Here is a 17,589-nt window from a genome sequence, read left to right as displayed (position 1 = left end):
CACTATCTCGGTTCTCTTATAACTAATGGCCATCTTCTTCTAAAAATTTTTTAAGAGCAGAAAGTTTTTCCTCCCAAAAATGTTCAAAAAAGCTAAGCCAATTTCGTATTTGAACTAATGGCTCCGTTTGAAGCATATGACGAGTTTCCCGACCTACATCGAAACCCGAGAATTAGTTAAAAACCTTCTACGAATATTTTTCAGTTAACGTTAACAACATAAAAAGAGAAAACGAATATATTTTGAAAATACCTAGAGTTCAATAGAGGTTACCACAGATGAAACCATTTAAAGAAAAGGAAAAACACAAGAAAAAAATACGCCATTATCTATTTGAGGAAATCATCGAATTTATTATTGATGGAATATTGGGTCTGTTATGGAGGTTAGTTGTAGGTTTTTTTCAACTTTTAGGGAGGTTGATTATGTCTATTTTTCATCATTTCTTTTAGATTAAATTATATTATAAGGACAGTCTATAAAAAAGGGTATATTTCCCCAAATTAGGAAAGCTACCCTTTTCACTATCAATTATTAAGAATTTCTGTTGTTACCTATGTTAGTATTAGTTTGATTCAAGGAAGCGATCGGAGTTTTGTATGGATCATTTGATATTATGGTTCCACTTCTATCGACTGGTTGTCCCTCTCCTATACGTTTTTCTCGGCGTTCCACCACAACTAGGAATTTACCTTCTTTAACAAGGTCTTCGTACCGGTCTGCCTCTTCTTTAGGGATCCCTAATCCAATTAAGGCTCCTGCCAATCCACCTACTCCTGCGCCGGCAGCCGCCCCAGTTAGGGTAGCAGCTATTGGCCCAGCCGCTACGAAAGGTCCGATGCCTGGTATTGCGAGGGCACCTACGCCTGCAAGCAGACCTAATACCCCGCCAAGTGCACCGCCTGTTGCCGCTCCAGTAAGAGCGCTTTTTTCAGTTGTTCCGGTAGCATCATTAATATCGTTTACGTCGTCTTTGTTTTTCCCGATTACTGAAATATCCTCGGAAGCATAGCCCTGCCGTTTTAAATTTTCAACCGCCTCAATTACCTCATCTTCAGTCTCGTAAACTCCTACCAAATGCTTTTCATGTTCGTACATGGAAATTCCTCCTTTGGATTAAGTAGTCTTAATTAAAATTACCCTCCCTAAAAAGGAATGAAACATTGCCCTTAAATCAAACCCTCAATAATGAGTGTTACATACATTGGAACAAAAAAATCGAAAATCCCACCCGTTCTCCTCCAATTCGAATGACACCCTCCCTTCCTCTAGCAATACGTTCTCAGCCGTCATCATTGCTTTAGGTTTTTATAAAAACAAAAAGGGTATTTACACTACGAGATTAATAGTAAATTTAAAAGAGGATGTGACCATAAATGCTGTCTACAAACCAGCTTAAAAGCTTAAAAAAGAGTCTCGAGCAGGATAAACAGGCAATTAAAATCCATATAAATGTTAACCATAATATGGATTCGAGCATACGGGAAACAGTCGGTGAATTATCTGCTTATGACAATCATCCTGCTGACCTGGGTACAGAATTATTTGAGAGTGAACGGGACTTTGCATTAGAAGGCCACCAGGATAGAGAGCTAAAAAAAATAAATACTGCACTAGAGGCCATTTATAAAGGAACCTATGGAAAGTGCCAGGTTTGCGGGGACGAAATACCTTTCGAGCGGCTGGAAGTTCTTCCTTCCACCTTACATTGTGTAAATCACTCTCCAGAAACATCTAGCGGAGAACAAAGTCCAGTTAAGGAACACAACTTAGTACGATCCGAGGTTAATTCCTTCAGGCATGAAGCGAAACATGGCGTTGTCGATACGCAAGATAGTTTTAGGGAGGTCGCCAGGTTTGGAACCTCGGAAACTCCTGCCGACCTCGTAGGAGATTATAATAACTATAATGAGCTGTATAACCGTGGAAGAAACGAAGATTCCTTTCCGGAGGATTATGAAACTTATTCTGCCACAGACATCACTGGTGAGGAAAAAAACATTCTGCCTTCCAGAAAGTTGGAAGAGTACGAAGAACTGCTAGATAGGAAAGGAATTGAATCTAATATTGGCGATATTCCATTTAAAAAGAGAGATCGTTATATAGATGATCAACAAGATGTTAAGAAAACAGAGACTCCATAAAGTCTCTGTTTTTTCTGAGGCTTTTTTTCATGTTAAATGCGTTCGTAGACTATTCACTCCTATGCTAAACGGTTTCATTTTTGGAAAATATGTTTCTTGAAATAAAAAATGATTCATGTAAAGGGTCGATGGGTAATTAAGTATAGAAATTCAGTTAATAAAGGAGGACTTTTATGTTTCGCCACCAAAAGCAATTACAGTTTGAGGTAAAAGTAGACCGACCAGATCCTATGCTCGCCCGACAAGTACAAGAGGTACTTGGTGGTCAATTTGGAGAAATGACTGTTATGATGCAGTATCTATTTCAAGGTTTTAATTGTCGTGGTGAAGAAAAGTATAAAGACATGTTAATGGATATAGGTACAGAGGAAATAGGCATGTGGAGATGCTATGCTCACTAATCAGTCAATTACTTGATGGTGCTTCTCCGGAAGATCAGGCTGAAGCGGCAAAAGACCCTGCTATTGCTGCCATAATGGGCGGTATCAATCCACAGCATTTACTCGTTAGCGGTCTTGGCGCGTTGCCTACTAATGCAAATGGAGTACCTTGGAACGGTGCTTTTATTGTAGCAAGCGGGAATTTATTAGCAGATATGCGTTCTAATTTACATGCAGAAAGTCAGGGTAGACTTCAAGTAGCTCGTCTATACCATATGACAACGGATGAAGGTGTACGTGCGACATTTCGAAAAATGCTTGCTCGTGACCGATACCATCAATATCAATGGATGGCTGCAATTGCAGAGCTTGAAGAGAAAAATGGTGTTGTAGTCCCTGCTTCTTTCCCCGCTGAAGCGGAAAAGGAAGCCCAACCTCAGGCCTATGAATTTTGGAATCTTTCAGAAGGCCGTGAATCTTCTGAAGGTCTTTGGGCTACAGGAAGTGCACCGGATGGTTCTGGAGATTTTGTATATATTGAAGAGCCAATCACAAAAGGACAAGTACCTAATCCAAGTATTCCGTCTGAAAAATTGCATCATGACTTAGATATAACTAAATCACTTAATAAATAAAAACAAACAAAACAGGATGACCTCTCATGAGATCATCTTGTTTTTTAATAAAAATACAAAAATAGCATCCATTTGATGCTATTTTTGCTGATTTTATCTCTACTATCTATATGATCCCAACCCATCATTTATTCAATGTTTACTCGTCTTTCGGTAATGGGCGCCAGCTACCTATTACTTTTAAGTAATAAACTTCTATTTTTTGGGTCAAAATTCTCGGTACCCGAGTATGGCTTGTTCGTTTACTAATTCTTCATTTAATATCCCCATATCGCGAATATGGAGACGGGATTTTTCATCACCCAAATAATATAGTAGGCTATAGATCAATATCATTCGTAGATCATATTCCTTGTTTTGGGGTTGATGATGATATTCAAGATAGGGAATGTGGGCTCTTACATAACTTTCCCAATCCGTTTCATTGGTTTTATCAAACAACCGTTCCAGAACGGCAGCTTGACTTGCCGTTGCTTCAATTTTAAAATCCCATTCTGCTCCATAAGGTTCACTAAAAATCTCGTGAGATTGAATGTTAATATAATAACTGTGTTTTGAATCATTCATGAGATCATCTCCTTTCCTTTTGGTATGTTTTCCACAAATCACATCGTTCAAAACAGGTGAATCGCAAATCGCTGTTCCCGTTTTGCGTTGAAGATCATTCATAGGTCATTAGGAGAATTTGTGATTATGTGATACAATTTGTTTACCATTTGATTTACTTGTTTACATGTGCCCTACTCATTCTTGAGTGGGGCTCCTTGTTTTTTAAAAAGGAACAAATAAAAAAACAGACTCTTTAAAAGAGCCTGCTTTTATTTGTTCATATTATTAAGCTTTACGCACGTTAGCTGCTTGAGCTCCACGTTGACCTTGCTCAACGTCAAAAGTAACTGTTTGACCTTCGTCTAAAGATTTAAAACCTTCGCCTTGGATAGCTGAGAAATGAACGAATACGTCTTCTCCACCTTCACGCTCGATAAATCCGAAACCTTTTTCTGCGTTAAACCATTTTACTTTACCTTGTTCCATTTTGTTTCCTCCTGCTGTGTGCTTTGCACACAATGTGTTACTATCCTTGCACTCAGTGATCATCAAGACGAAAAGTTAATCTTATACTATCCTTTACACCGAACAAAAATAATTCTTCTTAAGAATAACATTTTTCAAAAGAATTTGCAAGAAGACTTAACACAAAACATTATTGTGTTTATTTACTGATCATTTTAATATCAAAAAAATAGAAGTGTAGGATATGTTATTGTTCATTATGACATTGTGTTCTTTTGCTTTATTAACAACAAAATTAGAGAAAAGTATGTATTTAATATTATTTTAATATAAGTTCCATACTTGTCCATTTCAGATTTAATCAAAGTTCCATAAACTATTTTATATTCTAGAAAGGAGTGAGTAGTTTAGTATGGGTTACTTTAATAAATTTTATGGACATGATGAACCTTGTCAGTCCTTTAAATCTTACGAATTTTCTAAGCCCTTTAAATTCTGTCAACCTTGTGAAGACTGTGTGCGCTGTGAATCTTCTGAAGACTGTGATCATTGTGAACCTTGCGAACCTTGTGAATGTCATGAAAGCAGCGAACCTTGTCAGACTAAACCATCTAAACCATCTAAACCATCTAAACCATCTAAACCATCTAAACCATCTAAACCTAAACCTCCTAAACCTCTTAAACCTAAACCACATAAACCTAAACCACCTAAACACCCATGTTCCAAGAAAAAATAATAAAAGTATTATTTAATAAATGTTTCCTTATTGAATTACATCCGTTTTTGCAATAGAGAAATAGTTTAATACGCCCCTACAGGGCGTTTACCCCATCATTTGATTCTTCGATATAATCCTTCTGTTCCGACAGGAACTGTCTAGCCTTTACCAGAGTGATGTGACCATACTCCATTTAAGTTAGAAACATCTCGCACAGCTAACCTGACCCGTTAGCACAATAAGAAAAAGGAATTGCTACCACAACCCCATCTTAAATTAATACACGCGTTATTATAAGTTAACTATTAACAACTTATAAAAGCGTCCGCTACTACGAAATGATTAAATTATAAATTAAGGTCCGCAATCATTGGGCTAAAGATTTACACAGCTAATCTTCGGATGCAAGGTTCATATAATATGAATTTTTTTATTTTTTTAAGTCATCCTACTTATATATAGGAGGCGAAATTATGGAAAAACGTCAAGAATCTGTCATCGCCGTCCGTAAGAATGGAGATGACGATATTATTGAATTAAAGTTGTCAAACGGTCAAGTTGTTGATTACAAAGAAGCACAACAGATGGCAAAAGGTGGGATGATTGTAAACGTCAATGTTTTCAAGGGTGGCGATGGAGAGGAACATCTTCGTAGCAATCCGGACGGTGATCCGACCAACAACCTTGATAATCTCCCTCAGTTCTAATGGAAATATTAAAAATGAGTCTTTTAGTAACGGGTTCTGTTATGAAGTACAAAATTCCAATTAGCTGTTAAAATCACGGGAGGATTAACATTAGGATTAACAAGAAAATTAACAAAATAATCAGCATATAAAAATATGCTCAGGGCATATAAACTCTGAGCTTTTTTCTATATATTGGCTTATTTAATTATAGCACTCGTTAGCTCAATAAGAGAGTTTTATTTTTTCGAATTGTCCTTTTAATTCAACTAACTTGTTTTTAATAAAAGGGTCGATTTCTTCAGGTAATTGATTTAGTCCAAAAAAATGTGACTCTATTCCTTGATTGCTATCAGGTGTTATTTCTCCTTCGTACTCGGTACATACATAACCAATCGCAACAGTATGATACTCATCTCCACTTTCCTCGACTCGATTAATTAATGCCTTACCAGAATAGACACCAAACAATTTTAACGTCTTTATCTTTATACCTATTTCTTCAAGTATATTTCTTTTAATACATTCCTCGACCGACTCATTTAACTGCAATATTCCACCTGGAATCCCCCAAGTTGAACCTGAATATCTACTTAATAAAATTTCTCCATTATCATTAATCATAGCTACACTTGGTCGTACTATTATTAGAGGAGAATTACCTATCATTTCTCTTATATCTTCACAATAACCCATAAATACCACCGAAAATTTTTTATTAATGTGACCTGAAGGAAATATGATTAAAGGAGTAACCTACTCCCTTTTAGAAGGCATTTGTCAGCCACCTTCTATGCAAGTTGCATTGGAACTACCCACTAAATTATTTAATTCCGGTAATAAAACATGTAAAGCGTGTTCGGTAACTAATACTTGTAATGCTTTATCTGTAATTGGAACATTGTATTTAAGAAAAATCGCAACGGTATCTTCCCAAACTTCTGTTATAGCTTTTGAAGTCATTTTTGATTGTATTACCATAAAAACAACATCCTTTTATCTTCATATTACCATTTTTTTCTTCAACTATCCTGCCAGTTAGCTGAATAAGGTTATCCTATTTTTATTATTTCAGCAATACAAGTTATTTCGTCACCAGAGATTAACAGTATTTTAGTAATTATCTGTTTATCTGAATGCTTTTTAAATTCGATTGAGTTAACATAAAAGCCACTTCCCCAAGGTTCAACCATAGGAACGTGTAAATCACATACCTCATTAAAGAACAACCCAATTTCCTTAGGTATTGCTCCACAAAACTGAACCCCCGCAGAACAAGGAAAAGTTGATTCTTTTTAAATTATCATACCCATAAATATACAGAAACCGACTATATTAATTTCTATTTGAATTATTTATTGGAATAAGATGAAAGACCCCGACCAATAAGGTTTGCAGAAACAGGCTTTTTTCCGATTTCCCTTGCCCAAATTGATAATTGTCCTAAATGGTGAATTTCATGAGCAATGGTATGTCGCATGATTTCTCCCCAAGTATCCGTCACAATTTTTCCATCAGGCAAGGTATCGTAAAATAAACGATTTTCCATACTAGCATCCCAGTTGTTCACAAAGCTTTCCACTTCTAAATGAAATTCAGCGTCCAATTTTCGAACCTTATCCAAGCTTTTATAACCATCGAAACTCTCCTGAAAGTCTGCTTTACCTTGTAAAAGACGTATCCAGCTCCATTCGACATCAACTATATGGAAAAGTGTATGCAATATACTTCCCATTCCACCCGTTCGGTTTTGCAGAAGTTCTTCTTCACTTAACTCTTCACACCAACGATACCAGTCTTCTCTTACCATCCAGTTATATCTAAAAAAAATTTGCAAAAAAGCCCCTCCCCATTTTAGAAAATTATTGAACTGTAAAAATTCTATAAGAGTAATACCAAACATTGCTAAATATTACTATTTCTACAAATATAGGTTGAATTCCTTCTTCAACTATCCTGCCAGATAGTTCAATATCTGCACGTTTCCATTTCAATAATCAAGGCAATAATTCCTCTTATTTAACCCAAAAGGAGGAATTTATTTTTATTATCAAAAGCCTGGGAACTTTATGAATCAGATAAAAGGATTGAAGGATTCTCTCATCAGACATTAAAAGCGTATAGACTCCAATCTAAGCTAATTATCCAATACTTTAACGATGTGAATATTGAATCATTGACAACTGATCAGCTGAAAGGATACTTAGCAAAATCAAGTGAACACTTAAAGCCATCGAGTTTGGCTCATCGAATTCGATTTATTAAATCGATATTTCGTTGGTCATACGAGGAAAGGCATATGCCCAAAAATCCAGCTGCCAAAATCAAAGAACCTAAACAAGGAAAACGGATTCCAAAATTTTTAACAGAGAGAGAAATTGAACATTTGAGGGAAGTATGTTTTACTCCAATGGAAAAGGCATTATTCGAAATTCATGTTTTCAACAGGTTGTAGAATAGGTGAAATTGTTTCTCTTGATAAAAATTGTATTAATTGGTCAAATCATTCTGCCATTGTGCTTGGAAAAGGCGATAAGGAAAGGGAGGTCTACTTTAATATACGGTGTGAAATCTGGCTCAAGCGATACTTAGACTTTCGCCAGGATAAAGACCCCAGCTATTTTTGTTCCTGAACGACACCCGCATAGAATGAGTATTGGACAGATGAGGTACATCATAAAAAGAATATCAAGTCGGGCGGGGATCGACAAAGAAATTCATCCACACCAACTACGCCATAGCTATGCCACACACCTATTGAACAATGGAGCTCCTATTGATGTAATTCAAAGTTTACTTGGGCACGAAAAAGCCGAGACCACTAGGATTTATGCTCAGTTAAAAATGGATTGGCAAAAGGCAACTGACACTCCGTGCCTTTTTACTATTGCACCCATTAGTTCAATAATTCTTTATTTCTTGTTTAGCGAATTCCTTTTCAGGTAGCCCCAATATGTCTGTATTTTTAGGTGAGTAACCAAGCAGACGCAGCATTGCTACAATTTGCCCCTTATGATGAAATTCATGCGTAATAGAATGGATTAGTAATTGGTATGGCGTTTTTCTTACAGCCCCACTGCCTACTTTCCAAGAAGGTTCTTTTTCGATAATATCATCAAATTTTTCAGTAAATTGTTCAATCTACATATATATTCGCCTGTTGAAAATAACGTTGAATATCCTCTATCCGCATATCATTGATTGCTTCCTTTGCTAATAGTGGTGAAGCTGTTTTTGAAAGCACAAAAGAACCCAGCCAAGCATGATAACAACCCGCCACATGAACTAAAGAATCTCTTATACTTTGAAAACCGAATCCAAACTCTTTTGTAAAATCATTTTCATTCAATTCTTTACACTGGTCTAGTAAAATCTGTCTCGTTTGTTTTACCCACTCATATTCGTGTTTTTCCATCACTATCCCACCCCGTAGAAAAATAAATACCAGAATATTCTTCCAATTATACACAAATGGGTACCTTCATTAAACACCTAATTTAATCAAACTTTAATATAAGCGTATTTCAAATCGAGCTGGCTTCAATAAACAAATTCATCCGCACCAACTCAGGCACAGCTATGCCACTCATTTATTGAATAATGGAGCGCCGCTGGATGTTATTCAGAGTTTACTTGGTCATGAGAAAAGTGAAACCACGCGAATTTATGCCCAACTTAGCGGAAGCATTTGACAGGACCTTTAACAAAAGCCCCCGTTGAGATTTAGTACAATGTTTCACAATTTTCGTCTTTATTTCAATTGATTAATTAGCTACACTAGCCTTCACTTCGTTTGATGAATCATTTGCTTGCTTCTTCCAGAACAATGTAATAACTATTCCCGTTGATAGTATTACAGTCGCAAAGTAGTATGGGTAGTTAATATTTATATCAAATAATATACCCCCTAGAATTGGTCCACTAATGTTCGCTAAACTTGTAAACATAGAGTTCATTCCACCAACGAAACCTTGTTCGTCCCCGGCGATATTTGAAAGGTATGAAGTAACTGCTGGCCGGAATAAATCGAATCCTACAAAAACAATAAATGTAACAAGTAAAATAGAGAAATATGAATGAACAACAGTCATTAAAAAGACAAGTATGGCAGATAATATTAAGCTATATCGAATCAGTTTAATTTCACCCCAAATTCGTGTAACCCTATCAAATAATATGACTTGTGAAACTGCACCAAAAATTGCACCACCTGTGATAGCAATGGCTATATCGGATGGTTTAAATTGAAATTTATGGTCCACAAATAGACTAAAGAACGATTCAAAAGCTGCTAAACCAAATGAGGTAATAAAAATTAAAATAAACGCAAGAAAATATTTTGGGGCAATAATACGTTTGAAGCCAATCTTCCCATCTGAGACTTGTTCATTATTATCTTCTTTACGATTTGGCTCAGATAATAAAATAATAGAAAGTATTGCCGCAATTATACCAAGTCCACCTGCAAAGAAGAATGGTATACGTGTTCCAAATTCCGCTAAGAATCCACCAATACCTGGTCCAATAATAAATCCTGTACTAATTGCAGCTGACATAAACCCGAGTGCTTTCGGGCGAGTATCCAAATTTGTAATATCAGCAATAAAAGCTGTAACAGCTGGCATAATGAACGCAGCACTAATTCCACCCAAAATACGAGAAATAAATAGCATTTCGATTTCTCTGCCGATCCCAAATAAAAATTCTGAGATGCCGAAAATAAATAAGCCAATTACAATCATAATTTTTCTACCCGATTTATCTACCGCTTTCCCTGCAAATGGTGAAACAATCAATTGAGCAATTGCAAACGCTGCTGTTAAATAACCAACTGTTGTTCCAGTAATGCCTAATTCATTCATCAGCGTAGGTAAGACTGGAATTACAAGACCAATTCCCAAGAAGGCTATGAATAAATTCATTAATAATAATCCTAAGGTGACTTTATGAGTCTTCATCTTTTACATTCTCCTTAACAAAACTAATTACCGCAACTAACGTGTATTGTTTTCATTTGTTTACAATTTCCATCCTAGTGTATATAGTAACTATATAGTCAAGGGGTGAGCTGTAAAAAATGAATAAAAAAAATGGAAAATATTTAACTACAGGGGAATTTGCGAAGCTTTGCAAAGTAAACAAACAGACACTCTTTTATTATGATCAAATTGGGCTTTTGTCTCCGGTATTGAAAAATGAAAAAGGTTACCGTTATTATTCAATTCGCCAGATAGAGCTATACTTTGTTATTGATTTATTAAAGGATCTTGGTATGTCGCTAAACGATATTCAACAATATATGCAAAATAAATCGCCTGAAAGTTTTTTGTCTTTAATGTATCAAAAAAAAGTAGAGATTGTTAAAAAACGTAAGGAGATTGAAATGAAGGAAAAAATTATCGAGGCAAAAATAGCATTAATGGAAGAAGCGTCACACCTTAATTTTCATCAAGTTATGCTTGAACAATTACCAGAAGCAACACTTTATTTAAGTAGAAATATTGAAAATATAACCGATGAAGAATTTGTTGAGGTCGTTTCAGATTTTATTAATGAATTGAACAAATCACAACTTGATACAGGATATCCAATAGGTGTTATAACGAAACGGGAGCAAGTATTAAAGGGAGAATTCACTAATTATAGCTATTTATATATTGAGCAACCAAATCCAAAGGAAGGATATCCATATTTTAAAAGTGTTAAGGGTGATTTTCTCAGTGGATATCATATAGGGGATGAGAAAACAATACATAAAACATATAAGCGACTTTTTTCAGAGATGGATCGTTTAAATTTAGCCTTAGGTGATTATGTTTTTGAAGAGTATATTTATGATACAGTTGTAATGAATCATAAGGAACATTACGTCACCAAAATTATGATACAAGTCGATCAAATAGAGAGTTAATTCTTATATAGATGAGCTTGGGAAAATTTAACCCAAGCTTTTTTATCTAGACGTCAACTCTTGTTTTACTAGTCGAGTAGAAGGGAACCTTTTTACCTTGCGGTAAATTGATCTCCACCCCCCTCACGAACCGTGCTTGTCCTAATAATGCACACTGCTCCTCCTAATTATAATTTACAGAATGTAGCTAATTTCTTTTCTTAAATCATAGATATCACTTTAATTCTTGGCGATGGAAGTGGATATTATTAAGAAATAGTCTGAATTTATCCCAAATGCATCATCACTTTTTTAGCTAGTTAAAGGAATTTCCCCTCGGATGTGAACGATAATAATGCATAAATTTCAAGTTAATTTTATAAATTTCTTTTGAGTCCATAAAAATACATTGGTAATAAACTTTGCTGTCAATAAGACAAAGATATATCCGATAAGAAGGTGAAAATACTTTATATTCTCGTACAGTTTGAATAATTCTAGCTGAACTAATATTGGCTTAATAATAAATGAAAAAATTAGGGCTGTAATAAAAGAATAGAGGTAATAATTTTTGTTATTGTTTAAGGTCCACTGGTATACCAGCATAAAAGCAACAGGGACAAGACTACCATCTATCGCAAATCCAGGGATTGCAGGAATTAGTGGAAACGGATAGTTCCATAATCCATTATGTTTCCCATATAAATCTAAATATCCAAATATAAGATGAAAACTGTATCCATAAAAACCAATTAAAAAAATTTTATTTTTATCAATTTTAAAGAATAAAATTAATAGTGGAACCACCAAGAGAGTAACCATCATCCAGTATTCAAGAGAAGCATATAGTTCATAATCCATCCAATAGTCTGTTAATTCTTCAGTTGTATGTTTTCCCATTTTAACGATTTTATCAAATCTATCCATTCTGGAATTATCCAATGTAATCATTCATCCTTTGCATTCGAATTTCGCATATGAGGGTTGAAGAATAATTCCTAATTAATATTTCCAGTTTTTTAGTAATGAATTCTATACATATTTTTCTTGCCCTTTTCTAAGTAATTTCTTGTTGGCTAATTCTTCCTCTTTATATATCCCTAATCCAAGGTTTTTTTTCAAATTTAATTTAGATTAACCTCTTACATCACTATTTATAAAATTAGTTTATCAATTTCTTATTAAACTATCCCATTTAGTGCAATTAGAAAAGCTGCCAAAATGACAGCATCTTCAACTCTTGCAACCTATTAGTTCAAAGAATAAATCAATTATTTTTGTGCAATGCTTTTTGGGCAATATGTTCATTTTCTTTTTCTACCCACACATCATATTGCATAGAATCTTTAAAATGATGTTTGACAACTGAATTTAAAGGAGTTTTAGTTTTGTATTTTATTCCTTCACTTTTCAATTTTGCAATTACCGTAAAATAATTTTCATATCCAAATACAGTACATATTAGTTTCCATTTCCTATTTGAAGTTAGTTGAATAATTGCAATTAACACCAATAATAAAACCAGAAATGCAATTACTATATACACCTTTTTAGCTCCTTTTCGTATCTAATCCTTTTTATAAGACAAACGACCAGAAATCAGTTATTTATTACATTATATTCTTTACATTAGTACTAATACCTTCTTGAACAAGACTGCCTCGTTAACTCAAAAAAAAAAGATCGTCGCAGCGATCTTCATCTTCAACTATTTCACCGTTACTTTACGTATATTTATTCACAAACTAAAATGCCCCACGTCCTTTATTATGAAAGATGCGTGTTCATTAAATAGTAGAAATACATAGTTCAGCCTAATGGGGTGGTTTAGTTCCAATTACTAAAGTAGCCTCAAGTTCATCATAGTGGGTCAACTGAGGGATTAGCCCATGTTGGGTAAAGATTTCAAAGGTTTGATGTGCCTGCATTTCGCTCGTCTCTACCAATAGATACCCCCCAGCAGCTAACCAGAGGGATGCTTCTTCTGCCACTTTCCGCTGAATGTCAAGTCCGTCATTTCCTCCATCAAGCGCCACCTTCGGTTCATGTAGACGCGATTCTCGGGGAAGCATTTTGATTGCCTCGGTCGGTACGTAAGGTGCGTTTGCTACAAGGATGTCGACTTTCCCACGCAGTTTGGCAGGTAATGACTCATAGAGGTCCCCCTCATATACACGACCACCCAAGGGTGTAACATTGCGGATCGCACAGCGCACGGCGATTGGATCGATGTCGACTGCATACCACTCAATATGTCCAAGAGTTTTTGCTATCGCTACACCCACCGCTCCAGTACCACAGCAAAGATCAACTACTACTGCTCCAGGAGCAGAAAGGGCAATTGCCTTTTGCACGAGAAACTCAGTACGGCGGCGAGGTACAAAAACTCCTGGGTCTACTGATATTCTGATACCGCAGAACTCCGCCCAACCGAGGACATGTTCAAGTGGGGTACCTTTAATTCGAAGATTGACCATAGAGGACAGGGCTTCCAATGTCGGTGCTTCAGAAATAAGAAGCCGAGCCTCTTCTTCTGCAAAAACACAACCTGCGGTCCGAAGTATCTCGATTATATTTTCTTGAATTTGGTCATCAATATAAAATTTCATTTGCTTCCCTATAAATACCACCCAATCCTTGTAAAGGTTATTATAGGTAGTTCGTTAAAAATTGGAAAAGTCCTTCTTCCATTAACCTCACCCACGTTAGCTCAATAAGAAAAGCTGCCAAAATGACAGCCCGGATCTTTCGCTAACCCACCCGTAAGTTTAAGTACAGTCCCTTCACAATCTGTTTTGTTAATTAAATCAAAAATAAAGATTCCTTATTTTAAAGTATCTCACATGTTACACAAATAAAAAAAGCTGCATCGATGGCAGCAGCTGGATCCTCTATATATGAACCAGTTAGTAAACAAGATACGCTATGTATTGTAAAAAGAAAAAAGTCGGCAATTTAATGTAACTGAGGTTTATAGTCCACTATTTCTCCTTCGGAATAAGCTTCTTTAAATAATGGTGGCGTTTTCGCTTCAAACTGATTTTGGGACGAAGAACGAATACCATTCTCAGCTAAGATATCCAAAATTTTTTGGATATCTTCTTTGGTTGCAGGTGTTTTATTTGGCTTTAGGACAGTCGATATTTTACCATTCGGCTCTAATATTGCTAATTCTATATCTTCAACATTTCCAATTTTTCTTAGGCGAAGTGCACCTTCTAACTCATCTGTTGATAATCTTGCTTTTTTTAGCTCTTCTAACTTCATCTTTCCATCTTTAATTAGTATTGATGGTACTCCATTAATGAATTTCCTAGATTTAGGAAACCATATTTGTATTTTTGCTAATAATACAACTCCTATAATAAGCAAAGTTCCAGCGTATATTGCTTCCCATTCCCTTCTCAAGGCTAAAGGCTGGATTAGCACTGCACCGATAGAAATCCTCAACACAGCTTCCGAGACTGTTGTTTCCGCAAGCGATTTCTTACCTGCGATACGCAGAAGAACAACTGCAGCAGAAAAAATTAATAAGGCCTTTAAAAAATAAGGAAGGAAGGTAGATCTGCTAAAAAATCCATAATTTTTATCATTCCTTTAAATTTTTTGTTATTATTTGTAATATTCACACCTTATATGTAGAAAGTATTTAGAAACTAGAATTTAAAATAAAAGCTATTTACTAATTTTCTACTTCAACCTGTTACATTAAGAATAAAAAAGCATTAAAATTTAATCCCCCCGTTGAGCAAGTACCATCCCTTGTGACTGCACATTATCTTCGATCTGTTCATTAATCAGTTTGTTTTTTTCTTATTAACTGTCCACCCATTCTTGTTAATTAACATATCCTGATTTACTTCATACAATGTTCAAAAAATGGAGTTGATCTTCATGGCTAAATGGATTGATGTTTCAACATCAAAACACCAATTAAAACTTTTTGATCGTCATAGACTTTTAAAAACTTACCGAATTGCAGTTGGAAAAATATTGTCAGCAACTCCTACAGGAACATACACAATTATTAACAAGGATCCTAATCCTGGCGGACCATTTGGAGTACTTTGGATGGGATTGTCAAGACCTCATTACGGTATACATGGAACAAATAATCCATCTTCTATAGGCAAGAATGTCTCACATGGATGTATTAGAATGTTTAATCATGATGTTCTAGAATTATCTTCTTTAGTTCCAATTGGTACTAGGGTTTTTATTCATAAATGACTCTATATTTCTTGTCCTTTTACTAAGTAGTTTCAGTCAAAGTTCACCTATCCTCGAACTGTGCTGTAAACTGAGGGTAAAAAGACTATTTTATAAAATGACAAACTCTTTAATCATCTTCTTTTCATAAAGTAAAATGACTAAAAAAAGAAGGTGAGAAAATGACTCCAACTCCATTTCCTTATCATGATTACTATCAACAGTCACACTATCACCCTTATAGATATCACCACTATGGACACCATCATCATCATTACGGACATTATCCGTATTACGGGTACCACCATCCATATGGATATCCTTATCATTATGGACCATACCATCCATATTAATTTAATTGAGGTTCGCTTTAAAAATTGGGATGTTCATACCTTCAGAGCATCCCTTTATTATTTTCTTTCCAAATTAAATCTAATATTTCGTTTTTTCACTCCTATTTGTTTCCTATCAGGAATAACTTTTCACTTAATTTATTCATCTTTTTTAGGTATTTTTTATTTTTCAGAAGAAAATTTTACATCAATACCTATAGAGGAGATGATTCAATGACAAACAGCAACACCATTCGAAGTATATTATGTATAGATGTTCGTGCACGCTCTTCTAAAAAAGATAGTTTGGATTATGATTCCTTTAGTAACCCAGTAATTCATAAAAGAATAAATGGGCAAGTTATCGTTCCTCTTGATATTACGAGACTATGAGGTAGATAAATAGCTAAACTAATTATCTATTTGTTATCGAGGAAAGGGTAAACCTTTCCTCCTATTTTCATTTATTCTCAAATAGGCTCGACAGTTTTTGAATGTTAATCGTTAATACAAAATGTTACTTGCTACGCTCCTTAGCAATTACAAGTAATATTTTCGCTATAGCTGTCCTTTTTAGGCAGCTCTTTTTCATGAAGTAAACGTCGCAATTAGTGTCATATACTACGTTAATAAATTCCTTCTTCATACAGATAGGTAAGGGTTTGAAGTTATCGCTCCCTTTTCCCCCCGTTCGCACCGTACATGAGACTTTCACCTCATACGGCGTTCCAACTAATCCAATTCGATGTAATCATCAACACTTTTGATATTGTAGTACCTTCCGTGTCTCAATTCTTCCGTCTCAATAAGTCGGAGCCTCCCGTAGGAGGTGAACCTCTATTAGTCTCACAAGAACCTTATTAACCGATAAAGATTTGCCTTGCATGATTAAATGATTCTTCATTAGTCTAGTGGCTATCCCTCCATGTGGATTAGACATTTCATCGGTACTGTGCCACCACTTTCACTGATATAAAAATAAGTTATATGGCAGCTATTCTCACTGCCGATTTCCTTATCAACGCTTCTTTGGGAGTAAGCCCTCCACGTTATCAGCTTACAATGTTGAATTATATCTATTATTGAATGAACTTAGGTGCTTCCTATAAGCCTGTTAGCATTCATACGCCTGAAACGTATCATGGATTTTCATATTAGTTAGTCTTACTCATCCACATCTAACCTCACAATTTGGCGATATATACATTTCTATGTATCGCAGGTATAGACCAGTACATTCAGAAGTTCGTCAGCTTAACCATTTCTTGTAGGTTTATTCGCATTCTCACCATATTCATTCAACTCAAGCATCATGATTTACACCACCCCATCGGGTAGGCTTTCGTCAGCCGAACTGGTACGGTAATTTCTCACGCCTTTTCGCCGAGCTTATAACACTATCAATCTTACTAAATCCAGTGCTATTCGACTAAGAGAGAACCCTTCAGGGCGTTACCCCATCATTTGATTCTTCGATATAATCCTTCAGTTCCGACAGGAACTGTCAGACCTTTACCTGAGTATTGTGACCAATCCCAATTTAAGTCAGAAACATTTCGCACAATTAAACTGCAACGT

The 17,589-nt window shown here is 35.4% G+C and carries 19 protein-coding genes and 3 pseudogenes; 9 read left to right on the top strand and 13 right to left on the bottom strand.

All coding sequences use genetic code 11. From position 1 onward, the window contains the following. The first annotated feature begins 278 nt into the window (after nucleotides 1–278). Entirely contained in the window at nucleotides 279–452 is a 174-nt protein-coding gene (locus tag AAHB15_RS29195; protein WP_342043845.1) for a hypothetical protein, read from the top strand. A gap of 82 nt (nucleotides 453–534) precedes the next feature. On the opposite strand, the gene AAHB15_RS29190 is transcribed toward AAHB15_RS29195, so the two are convergent. After that, nucleotides 535–1,098: a general stress protein gene (locus AAHB15_RS29190; RefSeq protein ID WP_342043844.1), complete on the bottom strand. Its 564-nt coding sequence runs from the start codon at nucleotides 1,096–1,098 to the stop codon at nucleotides 535–537. Nucleotides 1,099–1,376: 278 nt separating this feature from the next. On the opposite strand from AAHB15_RS29190, the gene AAHB15_RS29185 reads away from it, so the two are divergent. Continuing rightward, on the top strand, nucleotides 1,377–2,144 hold the full coding sequence (locus AAHB15_RS29185) for a TraR/DksA C4-type zinc finger protein (RefSeq protein ID WP_342043843.1): 768 nt from the start codon (nucleotides 1,377–1,379) through the stop codon (nucleotides 2,142–2,144). Nucleotides 2,145–2,317: 173 nt separating this feature from the next. Beyond that, a pseudogene (locus AAHB15_RS29180) lies at nucleotides 2,318–3,159 on the top strand (manganese catalase family protein). A gap of 207 nt (nucleotides 3,160–3,366) precedes the next feature. On the opposite strand, the gene AAHB15_RS29175 reads toward AAHB15_RS29180, so the two are convergent. Continuing rightward, nucleotides 3,367–3,726 carry a hydrolase gene (locus AAHB15_RS29175; RefSeq protein ID WP_335574074.1) on the bottom strand — a complete coding sequence of 120 codons (360 nt, stop codon included), beginning with the start codon at nucleotides 3,724–3,726 and terminating at the stop codon, nucleotides 3,367–3,369. A gap of 267 nt (nucleotides 3,727–3,993) precedes the next feature. Then, nucleotides 3,994–4,194 (bottom strand): cold-shock protein, encoded by a 201-nt coding sequence (locus AAHB15_RS29170; RefSeq protein ID WP_042463323.1) that lies wholly within the window; start codon nucleotides 4,192–4,194, stop codon nucleotides 3,994–3,996. Between the two features lie 1,173 nt (nucleotides 4,195–5,367). On the opposite strand from AAHB15_RS29170, the gene AAHB15_RS29165 reads away from it, so the two are divergent. Beyond that, nucleotides 5,368–5,601, top strand: coding sequence for a DUF3892 domain-containing protein (locus tag AAHB15_RS29165; protein ID WP_335574075.1), 234 nt, complete (start codon nucleotides 5,368–5,370; stop codon nucleotides 5,599–5,601). A gap of 204 nt (nucleotides 5,602–5,805) precedes the next feature. Here AAHB15_RS29165 and AAHB15_RS29160 read toward each other — a convergent pair whose 3' ends face one another. The 3 genes from AAHB15_RS29160 to AAHB15_RS29150 all read right to left on the bottom strand — a co-directional run bounded on the left by AAHB15_RS29160 (nucleotide 5,806) and on the right by AAHB15_RS29150 (nucleotide 7,417). Then, a complete protein-coding gene (locus AAHB15_RS29160; RefSeq protein WP_335574076.1) occupies nucleotides 5,806–6,276 on the bottom strand; it encodes an NUDIX domain-containing protein in 471 nt (156 codons plus the stop codon). Nucleotides 6,277–6,360: 84 nt separating this feature from the next. After that, a complete protein-coding gene (locus tag AAHB15_RS29155; protein ID WP_335574077.1) occupies nucleotides 6,361–6,561 on the bottom strand; it encodes a hypothetical protein in 201 nt (66 codons plus the stop codon). Between the two features lie 370 nt (nucleotides 6,562–6,931). Beyond that, nucleotides 6,932–7,417 carry a DinB family protein gene (locus tag AAHB15_RS29150; RefSeq protein WP_342043842.1) on the bottom strand — a complete coding sequence of 162 codons (486 nt, stop codon included), beginning with the start codon at nucleotides 7,415–7,417 and terminating at the stop codon, nucleotides 6,932–6,934. A gap of 249 nt (nucleotides 7,418–7,666) precedes the next feature. On the opposite strand from AAHB15_RS29150, the pseudogene AAHB15_RS29145 reads away from it, so the two are divergent. Continuing rightward, a pseudogene (locus AAHB15_RS29145) lies at nucleotides 7,667–8,421 on the top strand (tyrosine-type recombinase/integrase); the annotation flags it as partial. Between the two features lie 60 nt (nucleotides 8,422–8,481). Here the strand turns inward: AAHB15_RS29145 and AAHB15_RS30360 are convergent. After that, nucleotides 8,482–8,995 (bottom strand): annotated as a pseudogene (locus AAHB15_RS30360) (DinB family protein). 106 nt (nucleotides 8,996–9,101) lie between these two features. Here AAHB15_RS30360 and AAHB15_RS29130 point away from each other — a divergent pair. Beyond that, nucleotides 9,102–9,272 carry a tyrosine-type recombinase/integrase gene (locus AAHB15_RS29130; protein ID WP_335574069.1) on the top strand — a complete coding sequence of 57 codons (171 nt, stop codon included), beginning with the start codon at nucleotides 9,102–9,104 and terminating at the stop codon, nucleotides 9,270–9,272. A gap of 72 nt (nucleotides 9,273–9,344) precedes the next feature. On the opposite strand, the gene norA is transcribed toward AAHB15_RS29130, so the two are convergent. After that, nucleotides 9,345–10,538, bottom strand: a complete 1,194-nt coding sequence (gene norA / locus AAHB15_RS29125; RefSeq protein ID WP_342043840.1) for a multidrug efflux MFS transporter NorA — start codon at nucleotides 10,536–10,538, stop codon at nucleotides 9,345–9,347. 119 nt (nucleotides 10,539–10,657) lie between these two features. Here norA and AAHB15_RS29120 point away from each other — a divergent pair, with 119 nt between their 5' ends. Further along, nucleotides 10,658–11,491 carry a MerR family transcriptional regulator gene (locus AAHB15_RS29120; protein ID WP_342043839.1) on the top strand — a complete coding sequence of 278 codons (834 nt, stop codon included), beginning with the start codon at nucleotides 10,658–10,660 and terminating at the stop codon, nucleotides 11,489–11,491. A 345-nt stretch (nucleotides 11,492–11,836) separates the two neighbouring features. Here AAHB15_RS29120 and AAHB15_RS29115 read toward each other — a convergent pair whose 3' ends face one another. From AAHB15_RS29115 to AAHB15_RS29100, 4 genes are all read right to left on the bottom strand, one after another. Then, the gene (locus AAHB15_RS29115) at nucleotides 11,837–12,397 is read right to left on the bottom strand and encodes a CBO0543 family protein (protein WP_342043838.1); all 561 of its coding nucleotides are present in this window, start codon (nucleotides 12,395–12,397) and stop codon (nucleotides 11,837–11,839) included. Nucleotides 12,398–12,737: 340 nt separating this feature from the next. Next, nucleotides 12,738–13,016, bottom strand: coding sequence for a hypothetical protein (locus tag AAHB15_RS29110; RefSeq protein ID WP_335575884.1), 279 nt, complete (start codon nucleotides 13,014–13,016; stop codon nucleotides 12,738–12,740). 268 nt (nucleotides 13,017–13,284) lie between these two features. Then, nucleotides 13,285–14,079: a putative protein N(5)-glutamine methyltransferase gene (locus AAHB15_RS29105; RefSeq protein WP_420491238.1), complete on the bottom strand. Its 795-nt coding sequence runs from the start codon at nucleotides 14,077–14,079 to the stop codon at nucleotides 13,285–13,287. Between the two features lie 346 nt (nucleotides 14,080–14,425). Beyond that, complete coding sequence (locus tag AAHB15_RS29100; RefSeq protein WP_342043837.1) at nucleotides 14,426–14,920, bottom strand: DUF421 domain-containing protein; 495 nt, start codon at nucleotides 14,918–14,920, stop codon at nucleotides 14,426–14,428. Nucleotides 14,921–15,364: 444 nt separating this feature from the next. Between AAHB15_RS29100 and AAHB15_RS29095 the strand changes: the two genes are divergently transcribed. Beyond that, nucleotides 15,365–15,700 carry a L,D-transpeptidase gene (locus AAHB15_RS29095; protein ID WP_342043836.1) on the top strand — a complete coding sequence of 112 codons (336 nt, stop codon included), beginning with the start codon at nucleotides 15,365–15,367 and terminating at the stop codon, nucleotides 15,698–15,700. A gap of 90 nt (nucleotides 15,701–15,790) precedes the next feature. On the opposite strand, the gene AAHB15_RS29090 is transcribed toward AAHB15_RS29095, so the two are convergent. Further along, the gene (locus tag AAHB15_RS29090; RefSeq protein ID WP_342043835.1) at nucleotides 15,791–15,991 is read right to left on the bottom strand and encodes a hypothetical protein; all 201 of its coding nucleotides are present in this window, start codon (nucleotides 15,989–15,991) and stop codon (nucleotides 15,791–15,793) included. Nucleotides 15,992–16,245: 254 nt separating this feature from the next. Here AAHB15_RS29090 and AAHB15_RS29085 point away from each other — a divergent pair, with 254 nt between their 5' ends. Beyond that, nucleotides 16,246–16,404, top strand: a complete 159-nt coding sequence (locus AAHB15_RS29085; protein ID WP_342043834.1) for a hypothetical protein — start codon at nucleotides 16,246–16,248, stop codon at nucleotides 16,402–16,404. Nucleotides 16,405–17,589 lie beyond the last annotated feature (1,185 nt).

The organism is Bacillus sp. OTU2372 (assembly GCF_038440275.1).
Taxonomy (GTDB): Bacteria; Bacillota; Bacilli; order Bacillales; family Cytobacillaceae; genus Neobacillus; species Neobacillus bataviensis_B.
Note: the sequence above shows the minus strand (reverse complement) of the source record. Positions and strands in the feature narration are given on the sequence as shown.